This is a genomic window from Cupriavidus sp. CP313 (assembly GCF_054072015.1).
Genome location: NZ_JBSVZB010000028.1, coordinates 68,394 through 84,292, shown reverse-complemented (window position 1 = coordinate 84,292; position 15,899 = coordinate 68,394). Strand labels below are relative to the sequence as shown.

At 62.0% G+C, this 15,899-nt stretch carries 15 protein-coding genes and 4 pseudogenes; 5 read left to right on the top strand and 14 right to left on the bottom strand.

Annotated features, from left to right (window positions below):
- Positions 1–20: 20 nt before the first annotated feature.
- Together glcE and glcF are read left to right on the top strand one after the other, a co-directional pair.
- On the top strand, positions 21–1,118 hold the full coding sequence (gene glcE, locus ACW4E8_RS30510) for a glycolate oxidase subunit GlcE (RefSeq protein WP_456807923.1): 1,098 nt from the start codon (positions 21–23) through the stop codon (positions 1,116–1,118).
- Positions 1,119–1,142: 24 nt separating this feature from the next.
- A complete protein-coding gene (gene glcF, locus ACW4E8_RS30505; protein ID WP_456807922.1) occupies positions 1,143–2,432 on the top strand; it encodes a glycolate oxidase subunit GlcF in 1,290 nt (429 codons plus the stop codon).
- Between the two features lie 32 nt (positions 2,433–2,464).
- Here the strand turns inward: glcF and ACW4E8_RS30500 are convergent.
- The 3 genes and pseudogenes from ACW4E8_RS30500 to ACW4E8_RS30490 all read right to left on the bottom strand — a co-directional run.
- Positions 2,465–2,613: pseudogene (locus tag ACW4E8_RS30500) on the bottom strand (winged helix-turn-helix transcriptional regulator); the annotation flags it as partial.
- A 235-nt stretch (positions 2,614–2,848) separates the two neighbouring features.
- Positions 2,849–4,309: an ISL3 family transposase gene (locus ACW4E8_RS30495; protein WP_456807921.1), complete on the bottom strand. Its 1,461-nt coding sequence runs from the start codon at positions 4,307–4,309 to the stop codon at positions 2,849–2,851.
- Positions 4,310–4,574: 265 nt separating this feature from the next.
- On the bottom strand, positions 4,575–4,721 hold the full coding sequence (locus tag ACW4E8_RS30490) for a hypothetical protein (RefSeq protein WP_456807920.1): 147 nt from the start codon (positions 4,719–4,721) through the stop codon (positions 4,575–4,577).
- Between the two features lie 108 nt (positions 4,722–4,829).
- On the opposite strand from ACW4E8_RS30490, the gene ACW4E8_RS30485 reads away from it, so the two are divergent.
- Both ACW4E8_RS30485 and ACW4E8_RS30480 read left to right on the top strand, forming a co-directional pair.
- A complete protein-coding gene (locus tag ACW4E8_RS30485) occupies positions 4,830–5,084 on the top strand; it encodes an AbrB/MazE/SpoVT family DNA-binding domain-containing protein (RefSeq protein ID WP_011154292.1) in 255 nt (84 codons plus the stop codon).
- On the top strand, positions 5,084–5,446 hold the full coding sequence (locus tag ACW4E8_RS30480; RefSeq protein ID WP_456807919.1) for a type II toxin-antitoxin system PemK/MazF family toxin: 363 nt from the start codon (positions 5,084–5,086) through the stop codon (positions 5,444–5,446). The genes ACW4E8_RS30485 and ACW4E8_RS30480 overlap by 1 nt, the downstream gene beginning before the upstream one ends.
- 29 nt (positions 5,447–5,475) lie before the next feature.
- Here ACW4E8_RS30480 and ACW4E8_RS30475 read toward each other — a convergent pair.
- The 4 genes and pseudogenes from ACW4E8_RS30475 to ACW4E8_RS30460 all read right to left on the bottom strand — a co-directional run.
- Positions 5,476–5,754, bottom strand: a pseudogene (locus ACW4E8_RS30475) (tripartite tricarboxylate transporter substrate-binding protein); the annotation flags it as partial.
- A 431-nt stretch (positions 5,755–6,185) separates the two neighbouring features.
- The gene (locus ACW4E8_RS30470; RefSeq protein ID WP_456807918.1) at positions 6,186–7,424 is read right to left on the bottom strand and encodes an adenylate/guanylate cyclase domain-containing protein; all 1,239 of its coding nucleotides are present in this window, start codon (positions 7,422–7,424) and stop codon (positions 6,186–6,188) included.
- Between the two features lie 3 nt (positions 7,425–7,427).
- The gene (locus tag ACW4E8_RS30465) at positions 7,428–7,790 is read right to left on the bottom strand and encodes a hypothetical protein (RefSeq protein WP_456807955.1); all 363 of its coding nucleotides are present in this window, start codon (positions 7,788–7,790) and stop codon (positions 7,428–7,430) included.
- A 33-nt stretch (positions 7,791–7,823) separates the two neighbouring features.
- Positions 7,824–8,590, bottom strand: a pseudogene (locus ACW4E8_RS30460) (cyclase family protein).
- Between ACW4E8_RS30460 and ACW4E8_RS30455 the strand changes: the two are divergent.
- Positions 8,499–8,798, top strand: coding sequence for a LuxR C-terminal-related transcriptional regulator (locus ACW4E8_RS30455; RefSeq protein ID WP_456807917.1), 300 nt, complete (start codon positions 8,499–8,501; stop codon positions 8,796–8,798). The pseudogene ACW4E8_RS30460 and the gene ACW4E8_RS30455 overlap by 92 nt on opposite strands.
- A 56-nt stretch (positions 8,799–8,854) precedes the next feature.
- On the opposite strand, the pseudogene ACW4E8_RS30450 reads toward ACW4E8_RS30455, so the two are convergent.
- The 7 genes and pseudogenes from ACW4E8_RS30450 to ACW4E8_RS30420 form a co-directional block, all read right to left on the bottom strand.
- Positions 8,855–9,093: pseudogene (locus tag ACW4E8_RS30450) on the bottom strand (tripartite tricarboxylate transporter substrate binding protein); the annotation flags it as partial.
- A gap of 136 nt (positions 9,094–9,229) precedes the next feature.
- Positions 9,230–10,177, bottom strand: a complete 948-nt coding sequence (locus tag ACW4E8_RS30445) for an electron transfer flavoprotein subunit alpha/FixB family protein (protein ID WP_456807916.1) — start codon at positions 10,175–10,177, stop codon at positions 9,230–9,232.
- 17 nt (positions 10,178–10,194) lie between these two features.
- A complete protein-coding gene (locus ACW4E8_RS30440) occupies positions 10,195–10,956 on the bottom strand; it encodes an electron transfer flavoprotein subunit beta/FixA family protein (protein WP_456807915.1) in 762 nt (253 codons plus the stop codon).
- A gap of 54 nt (positions 10,957–11,010) precedes the next feature.
- A complete protein-coding gene (locus tag ACW4E8_RS30435; RefSeq protein WP_456807914.1) occupies positions 11,011–12,201 on the bottom strand; it encodes an acyl-CoA dehydrogenase in 1,191 nt (396 codons plus the stop codon).
- A 34-nt stretch (positions 12,202–12,235) separates the two neighbouring features.
- Positions 12,236–13,915 carry an electron transfer flavoprotein-ubiquinone oxidoreductase gene (locus ACW4E8_RS30430; RefSeq protein ID WP_456807913.1) on the bottom strand — a complete coding sequence of 560 codons (1,680 nt, stop codon included), beginning with the start codon at positions 13,913–13,915 and terminating at the stop codon, positions 12,236–12,238.
- A 12-nt stretch (positions 13,916–13,927) separates the two neighbouring features.
- Complete coding sequence (locus ACW4E8_RS30425; protein ID WP_456807912.1) at positions 13,928–15,088, bottom strand: acyl-CoA dehydrogenase family protein; 1,161 nt, start codon at positions 15,086–15,088, stop codon at positions 13,928–13,930.
- A gap of 31 nt (positions 15,089–15,119) precedes the next feature.
- Entirely contained in the window at positions 15,120–15,896 is a 777-nt protein-coding gene (locus ACW4E8_RS30420; RefSeq protein ID WP_456807911.1) for an enoyl-CoA hydratase, read from the bottom strand.
- Between the last annotated feature and the right edge of the window lie 3 nt (positions 15,897–15,899).

The following is a 15,899-nucleotide window of genomic DNA, read 5'->3' as shown; positions in this document are numbered from 1 at the left end:
GCTGACAATCGGTGATACGAATGCAAGCTGTTCTTGATGAACTTGTAGATACCATCCGGGCTGCCGGGATGAACAAGCAACCGCTGCGGTTTCGAGGGGGTGGAACGAAGGACTTCTTCGGACAGACGCTTGTGGGAAGGATTGTCGATACACGCTCTTATGCCGGAATCATCGACTACGATCCCGCTGAGTTGGTCATCACCGCACGTTGTGGCACTCCCTTGGAAGAGGTTGAAGCCGTGCTTGCCGAGCGGGGACAATGTCTGCCGTTCGAGCCTCCACATTTTGTCGATGGACCGAATCAAAGCGGAGCAACCATCGGCGGTGCCTTTGCCGCAGGCTTGTCGGGTCCTCGGCGGCAGTCTGTTGGAGCACTGCGCGATTTCGTGCTCGGCGCCCAGCTGGTTGATGGTAACGGGCACATCCTTAACTTCGGTGGGCAGGTGATGAAGAATGTCGCCGGCTACGATGTCTCAAGACTGTTGGCCGGTTCTCTCGGAACACTGGGCCTGGTGACGGAAGTCTCTCTGAAGGTGTTGCCTATCCCTGTTGCGAGCGTCACGCTGGAGTTCCAGATGGACCAGGACGCAGCCATGCGTCTTTTCAACAAATGTAGCGGACAACCTTTACCGATCGCCGCGACGGCATGGTTCGAGGGCACCGCCCTGATGCAGCTATCTGGTGCGCGTGCGGCCGTAAATGCGGCCAAGAAGAAGCTAGGTGGCCAGGAGCTATCGGATCGGATGGCTCGACAGCAATGGGATGGTTTTCGCAACCAGACGCACGACTTCTTCCTGCGACACCGATCGGAGCCGCTCTGGCGTATCGCTGTACCCCCTGTCGCCCCTCCACTGCACTTGCCCGGGGAGCAGATGATCGAATGGGGCGGAGGACAGCGATGGTGGATCGCACCGGATAGTGCTGAATTCACTTGCGAACGGGTGAGGCGCGCGGCGAGCGAGTCAGGTGGCCATGCCACGCTTTTCCGAAATGGCGAAAAGTCGACAGGCGTGTTCACGAAACTATCGGCATCGATATGGGCCGTCCATAAACGCTTGAAATCAACCTTTGATCCTCACAACATCTTCGGTCTTGACCGCATGTATGCAGGTCTTTGAACTACGGCAACCAGCGATCACGAAATGCAGACAACGTTAGCGGACTTTCTGATTGGCTCTCAGGATGCGCAAGAAGCCAAGTCCATCATCGAAAAATGTGTCCATTGTGGATTTTGCACGGCAACCTGTCCAACGTATCAACTTCTCGGTGACGAACTTGACGGTCCCCGTGGTCGAATCTATTTGATGAAGGAAGTTCTCGAGGGAAATGACGTCTCCCAGAGCACCCGCAAACATCTGGACCGTTGTCTGACGTGCCGCAACTGCGAATCCACCTGCCCGTCGGGAGTCACCTATGGCCGACTCGTCGATATTGGGCGGGATATTGTCGAGCGTCGTCTGGACCAGGCGGGAATGCGCCGTCCGGTGAAGGAACGTATTGTCCGGTGGGCGCTTAGAGAGGGCCTCACACGGCCGAGATTGTTTGCAGCGGCTATGAAGGTCGGACGGATCATGCGCCCCGGCTTGCCTGCGGCATTACAGAGGAAAATTCCGATCTCACATCTCATCGAGAAAGTCGACAGCTCGTTGGAGGCGTCCCACGAACGAAAGATGCTTTTTCTGGAAGGTTGCGTGCAACCTACAATGTCGCCGAACATCAATCTGGCGACTGCCAGGGTATTGAATCAGGCAGGCGTCGAACTGGTCGGGCCGCGCAAAGCAGGCTGTTGTGGCGCCGTTCGTTTCCACACTGGCGACCACGAAGGCGGCCTCGATGACATGAGGCGCAATATAGACGCTTGGTGGCCCCATGTTACGAATGGCATTGACACCCTCCTCATTAACGCTTCGGGCTGCGGCGCCATGGTGAAGGAATACGGGCATCTGCTGCGGCATGACCCGGCCTATGCCGCGCGGGCTAAAGTCATCTCGGTGATAGCGAAGGACTTGTCCGAGGTTCTCCCCGAATTCATCGGGACTCTGACCGATGGCCTGATGCCGGCCCTGGATCGGAAGGCTGTCGCATATCATCCGCCATGTACGCTGCAACATGGGCAACGCCTGAAGGGGGCGGTGGAGCCCCTACTTGCCGCTTTTGGAATCGAAACAAGGCTCTGTGCTGACAGCCACCTTTGCTGCGGTTCAGCCGGGACCTACTCTGTGCTCCAGCCGGAACTGTCCGTCAGATTGCGCGATGATAAGTTGCAGAAGTTGGACAGCACAGGCGCAGAGACAATTGCTTCAGCCAACATCGGCTGCATTTCCCACCTGCAGGATGGTACTGAGAAACCGGTCGTACATTGGATTGAGCTGGTTGATCGCGTATTGCGTGACGGACGAAGGACAACCGATGGGAGGGATGGAAGTGGGTGATCCGCCGGCGCGCACATCGATTTCTTACTATGCCGTAGCTGCAGGGCAAGCATCTTCTGCGTGATGCCAGGGATCAGCCTCTCGAGGTCCGAAAAGCGCTGCACCTGGCCACCGAAAAGGTGAACAGGATCACCAGCTTCCGGCGCACTTCCAGCAGCTTGAATGCTGCTTCGACATCGATTGCGGCGGTCGTAGGGGTGTACTTTTTTCGGGTATCCGAAAGCTAGCGGCCGCGATATCAAGGAACTGCTGAAGCTCGCGACCCGCTATTGCAAAACGAAGCAGATGTCGCTTACAGGGGAGGTATTTGGATTGTGTGCGGTTTCGGGGCAGCGAGGCGTTGAAACGTTAGTCATCGCGGAGACACCACGGCATTCTCTCCTGGCGTCGCGAAATCTACCCGCAACTTCGTGAACTCATCTATCGGCAGGCGTCGCGGGAAGTCGCCGCACCGCGCAGCGAACGCCGCGAGGATATGGCCGCCTGACGGCGCGAGAAACGGAGCTGCGCCAACAAAGGACGAAATGTCGCACACTTCGCCGGTGCATGAGCCCCAGAAACTCCCGCGCGAGACTGCGGACCTCGCCCACCACGGGTTCGATCTTGCACAGCGCCTTCACGAACCGCTCGTGGTCCGCGCTCCTTGGCTCCTCGATGGCGAGGTTCCTCCATCCGACAAGCCATCCAAACACGCGCCGGGCCGAAGGACACGGCATCGTTCGCACGGGCTCCAAGACAAGCGGCGTCTTGCCCAGCGGAAAGAGGAGGCGGGTCACGCAACTCTGCACGGAGCCGCGACTTCCCAAGTAACCTCGCTGCTTGAGTTCTTGCCAGATCAGTTCAGGAAAGCGACAGCCCTGGACGATTCGTTCCTCGATATAGTCGCGATAGGGATCCAAAGGCGTCGGACCCCGCGCCTTGGGTGCGCGCTCGGGGAATAATCCCCCCCCAGTGACGAACCTGCGCACGGTTACATTGCTGATCGAGAGCTCGCGCGCGATTCCTTTCATCGAGCCGCCCTGGGCGCGTAGCGCCATCACCTGCTTGTACAACGCCAGCCGCGTGGCGCGTCGCTGATCGCTCAGACGCTCCCATGACCGTTGTGAGTTTCGGCTCGGAATCCCCTGCCGGCCCAGGGTTACCCTACGGACGTTTACTTTCTGGGCGGCTTGGCGCAGTTGTGGCCCGAGTCGGTATAGCAGCCTCTCGACGTTGTCGCGCAGGTTGCTCAGCAGATGCCAGCGATCCGAGACTTGCTTGGCTGCCGGCAGCGCGATGTCGACCGCTTCGGAATAGGCCCCGGCTCGGTCCCTGGCGACGATCTCGATCGATGGGTGCGCACGCATCCACGCAGCCACCGCAATGGCTTCCCTGCCGGCGAACACTTCGATCGGCTCACGTCGCTCCAGGTCGACGATGATCGTTCCGTACTGATGACCGCGCGCGATCGCCCAGTCATCGATGCCGACGACCCGCGGTCGTGGTTTGCGCCTGCGCTCAGGTACTCTGCGCAATTCCCGCAGCACGGTGTCGGCACTGGCGCGCAAGCCCAAGGCGTCGGCAAGCCGGGCTGCCGCCTCACCACCGAGGGCGTGGCCCAGCGCGTGCAACGCCTGAGCCTGCGATCGCGTACGACGCTGATACCGACCGGCCAAGGCGTGGATGTTCTCGGCAAACGTACGACGGGGGCAGTTGGCGTTCATACACTTGAAGCGACGCACCTCAATAGCGAGAACGACCCGCTGCCCGAGCATTGGACGTTCCTCCAGCTTGCGCACATAGCGGCCGTGGATTCGGTGACTCCAACTATGACAGGCCGGACACGGTGCCCTGCGAACTGTACTGCAGGCTTCGACAGTAATGGTCTCCCCTTGCACGTCGCTAGAGACGAAGCGTCCGTAAAGCTGCTACCTCGAGGCTGCACAAGAGATTCGAGCCGATTGCCATAACCCACTGCGACAGGTCACCTGGTAGTGGCTCAGCGTCGCGCCAGGTGTGGCAGCCGTGGCGTCGGCCCGCGGAGAAAGCGCCCCGCGGCGGTGCAGATTTCCGGCGGGTTGCCGAGAAAGGAGGCTCAAATGTCCTCACAGGAAAACAGCGGCCATGTCGAACAAGGCAATGGCAACCGTGTCGAAGCTGGCGCTAGCGGGGCTGCGGCATGGCGCCGGTGCGGTAGCCGGAGCCCGGCGCGGCGCCAAGCAGATACGCAGGCTTCTGCCCGCAGACTCCTTCGCGCGTTCGGCTGCGCAGCGCCGCTGCGCCGTCAGTCGTCACGCGGGGAAATTTCATTTGTTGGCAGCGATGGCGAGCAACGCTCGAGGGAGCGATGTAGATACGCGTTGAAACATGGATCTCTTATGTTTATACTTGTAACAACATTGTTTGGAGGCATCTATTATGCGAAAAAGCGCAACCCTGACGATTCAAAAGTGGGGCAACAGCTTGGCGGTTCGAATCCCCACTGCGGTGGCTCGTTCTGCACATTTCGCCGAGGGCCAGGAAGTGGAGGTATCCGTCGATGAGATTGGCGTAACTGTTCGACCAGTTGGTCGTCGTGCCCTCACTCTCGCGGAAAAGCTTGCTCTGTTTGACCCCATCAAGCACGGCGGCGAAGCTATGGCCACGCAGCGTGTCGGCGCGGAGGCCATGTAATGGCGGGCAAGCTATGGGCGCCTGAACGACGCGACATTATTTGGATCGACTGCAATCCGCAAGCCGGCCGCGAGATGAAGGATATGCATCCGATGCTGGTTCTTTCACCGCGGCCGTTTAATGAAAGGACTAGTATTGTGATTGGCTTGCCGATGACTACGGCAGCCTACAACGAGACCAATCCGTTTGCGATCAAGTTTCAGGGACCGAAGGGAAAGGACAGCTACGTTCTGGCCCATCAACCCAAGTCGTTTGACTGGCGAGCCCGAAACGCAAAGGCTCACCCCTGGAAGCAAGCGCCCTTGGAGGTTTTTGCTGCCGCTTGCGAGCAGCTAAACCAGATTATCGCGATCGCGGAGTAACCTCCGTGCTTGACCGCATGGCGCGTTGTCTTGGCGAACGCGCCGAGCCGTCGCAAGCTGGTCACTGCCAGCGCACGCATGCGGCCCGACTGGATGAAGCCAGCCACGGTAGACGTAGACGTGATCAGCACATCAACCTGACCACCGAGCAGATCATTGATGGCCGACCCGGCGCCCTTGTACGGCACGTGCTGCAGCGGCACGCTGCTGTTCTTGTCGAGCACAACGCCTATCAGGTGCAACAGCGTGCCGATGCCGGGCGTGGCGTAGGTGATCTTCTGCAGTTGTGCCTTGGCCTGTGTGGCCAGCGCCGGGCAGTGGGCGGGACTCGTCGCGCCGCGCGGTCCGCGCGCCGAAGTCACTGCGCCGCCCAAGGTGCGCGCTGCGGAACTGGGCGCCGGCCTGCGTGAGCGTCAATGCTGGCGGTGGCCCCCCCGGCAGCATGGCGCGCCGCCAACCCCATGTTGAGGTTGTGTCCCGGCGCTACTGGTCAACGCGCACAATCAACCTCACCTGGCGCACAACCTACCTCACCGATCCCTGCCAGCTGTTTCCTTCCAGCCTTTGTCCAGCTTGGGAGATAAGACATATGGACAGGTCACGCACAATACATCTCACCTTAGGGGCATCAACACAACAAACCTCACCTTCTTGGGGCGGCTTCGGATGCGGTGCCGTTCATCAGGCATCGTGTCCGCCGTAACGGGGATGTCGATGTACAAACAGTAGTCGGCAAACACTATGCAAATACTGCATCGTTTCGGCCTGTCAGGAACCAAGTGTGCAGCGCGCCTATCCCCTTTGCCTCGATTGAGCCGCGCTCTTCGAACTGGAACGACTCACCCAGCAGGCGCCTGGTTGCGTCGGTGACCTGCACCCGTCCGGCCACGCCGTGGGATTCCATCCGGCTGGCGATGTTGACCGCCGCTCCCCACAAGTCGTAGATGAACTTGCGCTTGCCGATGACGCCGGCGACCACTGCCCCGCTATTGATGCCAATGCGCATCTGCAGGTTGAAGCCCGTGTGCTGGTTGAAGTGCATGAGCGCGTCGCTCATGTCCAACGCCATATGCGCTGCCCGCACCGCGTGATCAGGCGCCGGCTCCGGTAGCCCCGCTGCTGCCATGTAGGCGTCGCCGATGGTCTTGATCTTCTCGAGGCCGCGAACTTCGGCAATGGTGTCGAATTCGGTGAAGATCTCATTGAGAATGGCAACCAGCTGCTCGGGACTCATGCCTGCTGAAAACCGTGTGAAGGCCACAATGTCAGCGAACAGGACCGTCACTTCTGGAAAGCTGTCGGCGATGAGTTCCGGAACGCCGCTCGCGATCAGGTCCGGACGCGCTTTCAGCCGTTCAGCGATCGGGTAGGGCAGCAGATTGAGCAGCAGCCGCTCCGACAATTTCTGCTCGGCCAGAATCCTGTCATAGAGGCTCTGGAGCTCGTCGCGCTGGCGGCGGATCAATTCCCAGCTTGCCTGCAGTTCTTCGTTCTTCAGCGCTAGCGCGGCCTCGGCGCGCTTCTTCTCCGTGATATTGCGGCCTTCCGGGAGCAGGAATACGACGTTCCCGTTCGAATCCCTGATCGGCAGGAGGGAGAAGTCGACAATGATCTTCTCCTCGCCCTCGGCTTGGCCGTAGTTTTCGAAGTCACAACGGACAAATTCGCCCTGGCTTGCACGCTGGATCAGTTCCCGCAGCAACGCCTGGGTCTCCGGCGAGACCACCCACCAGCGGGCCTCCCAGAACGGCTTCCCCCGAATGTCGTCCATCCGAATGCCAATCGCCTCGAGCGCGGCACGGTTGATCTCGAGCATCGTGCCGTGCACATCCAGCAGGCCCACGAACTGGTACATCGCGTCCAGCATGATGCGCGCGAGCTTGTCCCGCTGGGTCTGGAAATCGTCGCTCGTGCAAAGCGTGACATCGCGCACCCGGAGTTGCCGGGAATCAGGGAACACGAGGCTAATGGAAGCCATGCTTCACCTCCTGGTGTCTCGTCGCAGCGCCACAGGGGCCGGCTCTGACGGCGATGCGGGCACAGCTCGCGCCCCATTGTGGCCGGCGCACGCCGAGCACGGGCCCATTCCATGAGAAGGCCGTGACCACCTTGAACCATAGCTTGTCGCCGCCAAACCGGTCCTTTGCATACGCCTCGTGCTGCCATTGGGGGAAGAAGCTGGTTCCCCTAGCACTCGTATCAGACACACTCGCGCCGATTGCAAGTACCTCGCCACGTCGGCCCCGGCTCCAGACGCCGGGCAATTCCGGTACCACGGCGCTAACTTGTCGTCGGTGACCTGCTTCAGATAATAGCCACTCAAGCCGACCGTCCACGGGCCGATATGCTTGCCAACGGCGTAATCGATCGATGGCTATCAGCCCGGACTCGAGGCGGGCACGCGTAGCGGGCTGCCGGAGTCATCCTTGATCTTCAGCGGGGCAGCGACCATCACCGAGCCTTGCGGGGGAAGCTGGTCCAGGTTGGTCAGGCATTGAAGCCCATAGCGGTTGTTGCCATGCATCAGGTAATGGCACGGGAAAGGCAGCTCCCAGCCATAGGCCTGGCCGGCATCGGTGCCGATTGCCTCGACGCCAAATCCATGGACGTCGCGCTCTTCGATCATCCACTGGACAACTTTCTGATCGGGACCCAGCGTGTGCATGCCGTCTTCGCGCGCATTCAGGTACGCGTCGGCGCTGGCGCGCTTTGACCAGTCGGTACGCATCAGCACCCAGGAGCGGGGCGGGATTCGCCCATGCCGGGCTTCCCATGCCTTGACGACGTCGACAGTGAGCAGGAAATCCCGGTCCTCTGCGGCCTCCCGGGGGCAGTCGAAGACGCAGGCGGTGGGGAAGAATTTATCGACTGAAATCGTATCGGTCGTATTGTCCGGCCGGTCCTTTGCTAATGGACGGGCGTGTCGAAATGGGTGCCGGTATGCTCGCCGCATGAAAAGTTGTTCCAGTACCAGCTCGGGCCGCGGTAGTCATAGCGGGAGATGGTCTCTTGCCGGAAGGGCCAGGTCTGGCCCAGCTCGGGCGGGTGCTAAATGGTCGGAAACTCCGGGCTCAGGGTCTGCGTCAGGTCTACCACGGATCGCCATGACCCTTTCGCGGTGGCGATATGGTCTTTCGAGGACAATTCGTCGGCCCGCCGGGTCACAAAGGACCTGACCTTGAGGGAGCGAGAAGTTGCGCAGTTCCTGGTAGCGGGGAAGAGCAGCAAGCAGATCGCTCGCGATCTCAATATCAGCTTCCGTACCGTCGAGGCGCATCGTGCTCGCCTAATGCGCAAGTACGGCGTTGGAACCGCCAGTGAACTGATCGCACATCTCATTGGTCGCCACTGACCCCCGGCAATTGCTCGGTTTATCGACCGACGGGCTGATGCCTTGGCAGGGCAGTGTCAGGCGAACGCCCTGCGGGCGCCCTCAATCAAGGGTGATCTTGCCCGCCTTGACGTTCCTCCTACCGGCACGAAGCCGAGCTCCGTCAGCTTCTTCGCGACGTCGGAGCTGCGCGTGGCCGTGGCAATCTCCTTGGCCATGCGATCAATGATCGCCTGCGGGGTGCCTGCCACGAGCTCATTACAAAGCCCGGGAAGCCAGCTTCCTCCATGGTCGGGATGTTCGGCTCACCCGGCCAGCTTGTGCTCCGGCTTTAAAGCACCGCTCGAGATGTGAATGGCTTGCCTGTGGTGGTTTCATGGGGAGCAGCAGGCGCCGCGCTGGTGCAGGGCGGTACCGCCCGGAATCGATGATCTCGGTATGGCACGCTTTCCTCAGCCCAGCGCCTCCACCAGCTCCGGCACCACGGTGTTCAGGTCGCCCACCAGGCCGTAGTCGGCCACGGAGAAGATCGGGGCTTCGGCATCCTTGTTGATCGCGACGATTACCTTGGAGTCCTTCATGCCGGCCAGGTGCTGGATCGCGCCGGAGATACCGACAGCGATGTACAGCTGCGGCGCGACGATCTTGCCGGTCTGACCGACCTGGTAGTCGTTCGGCACGAAGCCGGCGTCCACGGCAGCGCGCGACGCACCCAGCGCGGCGCCCAGCTTGTCGGCCAGCGGCGTCAGCACCTTGGTGTAGTTCTCGCCCGAACCCACGCCACGGCCACCCGAGACGATGATCTTGGCAGCGGTCAGTTCCGGACGGTCGCTCTTGGCCACTTCGCGCGAAACGAATTGCGAGATGCCCTGGTCGGCCACGGCCGGCAGGTTCTCGACAGCAGCCGAGCCGCCTTCGGCAGCGGCGGCATCGAACGCCGTGCCGCGCACGGTGATGACCTTGATCTTGTCGGCCGACTTCACGGTGGCAATGGCGTTGCCGGCGTAGATCGGGCGCTCGAAGGTATCCGGGGCGTCGACCTTGGAGATTTCCGAGATCTGGGCCACGTCCAGCTTGGCGGCCACGCGCGGCAGGATGTTCTTGCCGTATGGGGTGGCCGGGGCCAGGATGTGGCTGTAGTCGTTGGCCGCATTGGTCACCAGCGCCAGCGCCTGCTCGGCCACGTTCTCCGCCAGGCCGTCGCCGAAGTAGGCGGCGTCAGCCAGCAGGACCTTGCTCACGCCGGCGATCTTCGCGGCGGCAGCAGCGGCAGCTGCCGCGTTCGAACCGGCCACTAGCACGTGGACGTCGCCGCCGCACTGGGCAGCAGCCGTCACGGTGTTCAGCGTGGCCGCCTTGATGGATTGATTGTCGTGTTCAGCAATGACGAGTGCAGTCATGTTCTATCTCCCCGCGCTCAGATAACTTTGGCTTCGCTCTTCAGCTTCTGCACCAGCGTCGCAACGTCCGGCACCATCACACCCGCGCTGCGCTTGGGCGGCTCGACCACCTTCAGGGTCGACAGGCGCGGCTTGACGTCCACGCCGAGGTCTTCCGGCTTGACGGTATCGAGCGGCTTCTTCTTGGCCTTCATGATGTTCGGCAGCGTGACGTAGCGCGGCTCGTTCAGGCGCAGGTCAGTCGTTACCACGGCGGGCAGCTTGATCGACAGCGTTTCCAGGCCGCCGTCCACTTCACGGGTCACCGAAGCCCGCTTTTGCCCACCCTCGTCGGCTACCACCACCTTCGAAGCGAAGGTAGCTTGCGGCAGGCCGGCCAGTGCGGCCACCATCTGGCCGGTCTGGTTCGAATCGTCGTCGATGGCCTGCTTGCCCAGGATCACCAGTTGCGGTTGTTCCTTGTCGATCAGTGCCTTGAGCAGCTTGGCCACGGCCAGCGGCTGCAGGTCTTCATTCGACTCCACCAGGATGCCGCGGTCGGCACCGATGGCCATGGCGGTGCGCAGGGTCTCCTGGCACTGGGCCACGCCGCACGAGACGGCGATGACTTCGGTGGCAACACCGGCTTCCTTCAGGCGCACGGCCTCTTCGACGGCGATTTCGTCGAAGGGGTTCATGCTCATCTTGACGTTGGCCAGATCCACGCCGGTGCCGTCCGCCTTGACGCGGACCTTGACGTTGTAGTCCACCACCCGCTTGACTGCGACGAGTACTTTCATTGTTGCTCTCCTGTCAGGTGCCCAGGGGCAGCGGCCGTGCCCCCCAATGTCTGTTTAGCTGAATGCTGCAATGCCGGTGATGGCCCGCCCCAGTATCAGTGCGTGAATATCGTGTGTACCTTCATAGGTATTGACGACCTCCAGATTGACCAGATGCCGTGCCACGCCGAACTCGTCGCTGATACCGTTGCCCCCCATCATGTCACGCGCGGTACGGGCAATCTCCAGCGCCTTGCCGCAACTGTTGCGTTTCATGATGCTGGTGATCTCGACTGCCGCCGTACCTTCGTCTTTCATCCAACCCAGCCGCAGACAACCTTGCAGTCCCAGGGAGATCTCGGTCAGCATGTCTGCCAGCTTCTTCTGGATCAGTTGATTGGCCGCGAGCGGTCGACCGAACTGTTGGCGATCAAGCACGTACTGGCGCGCGCGCTGATAGCAATCCTCCGCGGCGCCAAGCGCTCCCCACGCGATGCCATAGCGGGCGCTGTTGAGGCAGGTGAACGGGCCCTTGAGGCCACGCACTTCCGGGAAGGCGTTTTCCTCGGGACAGAAGACTTCGTCCATCACGATCTCGCCGGTGATGCTGGCGCGCAGGCCGACCTTGCCGTGGATCGCGGGCGCCGACAGGCCCTTCGCGCCCTTCTCCAGCACGAAGCCGCGGATCGCATCGGCTTCGTCCTTGGCCCAGACGACGAACACGTCGGCAATCGGGCTGTTGGTGATCCACGTCTTGGTGCCACTGAGGCTGTAGCCTCCGGGCACTTTGCGCGCGCGTGTGACCATGCTGCCGGGGTCGGAGCCGTGATTGGGCTCGGTCAGCCCGAAGCAGCCGATCCACTCGCCGGAGGCAAGCTTCGGCAGGTACTTCTGCTTGGTGGCCTCGTTGCCAAAGGCATGGATCGGCACCATGACCAGCGAAGATTGCACACTCATCATCGACCGATAGCCGGAATCCACGCGTTCGACTTCGCGGGCGATCAGGCCGTAGCTGACATAGTTCAGGTTCGCACCGCCGTATGCCTCAGGGATCGTCGGGCCCAGCAGGCCCAGCGCTCCCATTTCGCGGAATATGCCGGCATCGGTCTTCTCGTGGCGGAATGCCTCCTGGACGCGCGGCAGTAGCTGCTCCTGGCAGTACGCGTGAGCCGCGTCACGAACAGCGCGTTCATCGGCGCTGAGCTGAGTGTCCAGTAACAGCGGATCATCCCAGCGGAAGGAATGGCGCGTGGCGGTGGTATGCATATGAGTCTCCTGTTTTTGTGGGCCGGTATGCACATCACATCGCGGCATAGTTCGGACCACCGCCGCCTTCCGGCGTGACCCACACGATGTTCTGCGTCGGGTCCTTGATATCGCAGGTTTTGCAGTGCACGCAGTTCTGCGCATTGATCTGCAGGCGCTCCTTGCCTTCCTCGTTCTGCACGAACTCGTACACACCGGCCGGGCAGTAGCGGCTTTCGGGGCCCGCGTACTTGTCCCAGTTGATATTGACCGGCACGCTCGCGTCCTTCAGCGTCAGGTGGGCGGGCTGGTTTTCCTCATGGTTGGTGTTGCTGATGAAGACCGAGCTGAGGCGGTCGAAGGTCAGCTTGCCGTCCGGCTTCGGATACACGATCTTCTCGCACTCGGCGGCCGGCTTCAGGTAGACATGGTCCGGCTTCACGCGATGGATGGTCCAGGGCGGGTTGCGGATGCCCAGCTTGGGCAGCAGCCATTGCTCGATGCCGGTCATCAGCGTGGCCGTGGTGCGGCCCTTCTTGAACCACTGCTTGAAGTTCTTGGCCTGCAGCAGTTCCTTGTGCAGCCAGCTCTGCTCGAACGCGGCCGGGTAGGCGGCCAGCTCGTCGTGCTGGCGGCCGGCCTGCAGCGCGTCATAGGCGGCCTCGGCGGCCATCATGCCGGTCTTGATGGCGGCGTGGCTGCCCTTGATGCGCGAGGCATTCAGGTAGCCAGCGTCGCAGCCAACCAGGGCGCCGCCCGGGAACACGGTCTTGGGCAGCGACAGCAGGCCGCCGGCGGTGATGGCACGGGCGCCGTAGCTCAGGCGCTTGCCGCCTTCGAAGTACTGGCGGATTTCCGGATGCGTCTTGAAGCGCTGGAATTCCTCGAACGGCGACAGCCACGGGTTGGTGTAGTCCAGGCCGACCACAAAGCCGACCGCGACCTTGTTGTCTTCCATGTGGTACAGGAACGAGCCGCCGTAGGTGGCAGGGTCCAGCGGCCAGCCGGCGGTGTGCACCACCAGACCGGGCTTGTGCTTGGCCGGGTCGATTTCCCACAGTTCCTTCAGGCCGATGCCGTAGCTCTGCCGATCCTTGCCAGTGTCGAGCTTGAATTTCTCGATCAGCTGCTTGCCCAGGTGGCCGCGCGCGCCTTCCGCGAAGATGGTGTACTTGGCATGCAGCTCCATGCCCAGCTGGAAGTTCTCGGTGGGCTCGCCTTCCTTGTTGATGCCCATATTGCCGGTGGCCACGCCCTTGACCGAGCCGTCTTCGTTGTAGAGCACCTCGGCGGCCGGGAAGCCCGGGAAGATCTCAACGCCCAGCGCCTCGGCCTGCTGGCCCAGCCAGCGCACGAAGTTCGACAGGCTGATGATGTAGTTGCCTTCGTTGTGGAAGCACTCGGGCAGCAGCGCGGGTGGGGTGCCCTTGGAGCCGGTCTCGTTCAGGAACAGGAACTTGTCTTCGGTGACGGCCTGGTTCAGCGGCGCGTCCAGTTCCTTCCAGTTCGGGATCAGTTCATTGAGGGCGCGCGGATCCATGATGGCGCCCGACAGGATGTGCGCGCCAGGCTCCGAGCCCTTTTCGAGTACGCACACGTTGACGCCTTTTTCCTGCGCGAGTTGCTTCAGGCGGATGGCGGTGGCCAGGCCGGCGGGGCCGCCGCCGACGATGACCACGTCGTATTCCATGGCCTCGCGGGGCCCGAGCTCCACTTGAATGTCTTGGGTTGCCATGATCTGACCGGCTTAGTCTCGATCCATCAGCGCGCGGCCGATGATCAGTTGCTGGATCTGCGTGGTGCCCTCATACAGGCGTAGCAAGCGAACATCCCGGTAGAACCTTTCCACTGGAAACTCGTTGATGTAGCCGGAGCCTCCGTGCACCTGTACGCCACGATCCGCGACCCGGCCAACCATTTCGGTGCAGAAAAGCTTGCAGCACGACGCACGCATGCTCACTTCCGGATCGCTTTGCCCCGCAGGCTTTGCGTCATAGCGCAGGGCACAGTCCTGAACCATGCTCCAGCCGGCATAGAGCTCAGCCTGGCTGTCGGCGAGCATGGCCTGGACAAGCTGGAAGTCGCCGATGCGCTTACCGAACTGCTTGCGCTCGCGCGCATAGCGAACCGCCTCGTCCAGGATGCGCTGGGCCATGCCGCAGGCCACGGCCGAAATATGGAGGCGTCCGCGATCCAGTACCTTCATGGCCGTCTTGAAGCCCTGTCCCGGTTTGCCGCCGATGATGTTGCTCGCCGGCACCCGCACATTCTCGAGGATGACGTCGCAGGTCTTGGTGCCGCGCTGTCCCATTTTCTTATCAGGCTTGCCCAGGCTCAAGCCGGGCAAGTCGGCCGGCACGATGAATGACGAGATGCCGCCAGCACCCGGGCCATCGGTGCGCGCCATCAAGGTAAACGCCCCGGCACGTGGCGCGTTGGTAATGAAGCGCTTGCTGCCATTCAGGATGTAGTCGTCGCCGTCGCGCTCGCCACGGGTTTTGATCGCGGCCGAGTCGGATCCGGCGTCCGGCTCCGTCAGGGCGAAGGACATGATCAGCTCGCCGCTCGCCACCCGCGGCAGGGTGGCGCGCTTCTGTTCCTCCGTGCCGTCCATCAGGATGCCTTGGGAGCCGATCCCGACGTTGGTGCCAAAGACCGACCGGAAGGCCAGCGCCGTGTGTCCGATCTCGTAGGCGACGCGACATTCCTGGCTCATGGACAATCCGATGCCCCCGTACTCCTCCGGAATCGACAGCCCGAACAGGCCCATCGCCTTCATGTCCTCGACGATGTCGTCGGGCACGTCATCAGTCCGCTCCACCACATCTTCGGCGGGAATGAGCCGCTCGCGGACGAAGCGCTGCACGGAAGCGAGCAGGAGCTCAAAGGATTCGCTATCAATGGACATGGGGATACCCTCTAACTCTCGTCGTCTGAAATCAGCGGTGACCAAACACCGGCTTGCGCTTTTCGAGGAAGGCATGCATGCCTTCGTGCGCGTCCTCGCTCGCAAAGCGCGCGTGCAAATGACGCCGCTCAAACCAGATACCCTCGCCCAGCGAGGATTCGTAGGCCCGGTTGACCGACTCCTTGATTGCCATCAGCGCGGGCAGCGAGTAACTGGCGATCGAGTTGGCCAGGGCAAGGGTTTCCTCCATCAGCCGCGCGTCCGCGACGACGCGTGACACCAGGCCGTAACGGTCGGCCTCGCCGGCATCGAGCTGGCGCGCCGACAGGCACATGTCCATCGCCTTGGCCTTGCCGATCGCGCGCGGCAGTCGCTGCGTGCCGCCGGCGCCGGGCAGCATGGCCAGCCGGATCTCCGGCAGCGCGAATCTGGCGCTTTCGGCGGCAATGACGATGTCGCACGATAGCGCCAGCTCGCAGCCGCCGCCCATGGCCACGCCCGCGACCGCGGCGATGACAGGCTTGCGTACGCGGCGGATGGTTTCCCAGTTGCGTGTGATGAAGTCGCTGCGGTAGACATCCATATAGGACCAGTCCGCCATCGCGGCGATGTCCGCACCCGCGGCGAAGGCCTTGGCTCCGCCGGTAATGACGATCGCACCAAGGCCATCGTCGGCGTCGAGGTCCAGCAGCGCCTCGCCCAACCGGTCCATCACGGCATCGTTAAGGGCGTTGAGCTGCCTGGGCCGGTTTAGCGTGATGATGCCGACGCGGCCGGTGCGTTCGACGAGTACAACTTGCTCTTCCATGTC

Coding starts and splice junctions, on each gene's coding strand:
- glcE (WP_456807923.1), top strand. CDS start 21: ATGCAAGCTGTTCTTGATGAACTTGTAGATACCATCCGGGCTGCCGGG.
- glcF (WP_456807922.1), top strand. CDS start 1,143: ATGCAGACAACGTTAGCGGACTTTCTGATTGGCTCTCAGGATGCGCAA.
- ACW4E8_RS30490 (WP_456807920.1), bottom strand. CDS start 4,721: ATGAAATTTCCCCGCGTGACGACTGACGGCGCAGCGGCGCTGCGCAGC.
- ACW4E8_RS30485 (WP_011154292.1), top strand. CDS start 4,830: ATGCGAAAAAGCGCAACCCTGACGATTCAAAAGTGGGGCAACAGCTTG.
- ACW4E8_RS30480 (WP_456807919.1), top strand. CDS start 5,084: ATGGCGGGCAAGCTATGGGCGCCTGAACGACGCGACATTATTTGGATC.
- ACW4E8_RS30470 (WP_456807918.1), bottom strand. CDS start 7,424: ATGGCTTCCATTAGCCTCGTGTTCCCTGATTCCCGGCAACTCCGGGTG.
- ACW4E8_RS30455 (WP_456807917.1), top strand. CDS start 8,499: ATGGTCGGAAACTCCGGGCTCAGGGTCTGCGTCAGGTCTACCACGGAT.
- ACW4E8_RS30445 (WP_456807916.1), bottom strand. CDS start 10,177: ATGACTGCACTCGTCATTGCTGAACACGACAATCAATCCATCAAGGCG.
- ACW4E8_RS30440 (WP_456807915.1), bottom strand. CDS start 10,956: ATGAAAGTACTCGTCGCAGTCAAGCGGGTGGTGGACTACAACGTCAAG.
- ACW4E8_RS30435 (WP_456807914.1), bottom strand. CDS start 12,201: ATGCATACCACCGCCACGCGCCATTCCTTCCGCTGGGATGATCCGCTG.
- ACW4E8_RS30430 (WP_456807913.1), bottom strand. CDS start 13,915: ATGGCAACCCAAGACATTCAAGTGGAGCTCGGGCCCCGCGAGGCCATG.
- ACW4E8_RS30425 (WP_456807912.1), bottom strand. CDS start 15,088: ATGTCCATTGATAGCGAATCCTTTGAGCTCCTGCTCGCTTCCGTGCAG.
- ACW4E8_RS30420 (WP_456807911.1), bottom strand. CDS start 15,896: ATGGAAGAGCAAGTTGTACTCGTCGAACGCACCGGCCGCGTCGGCATC.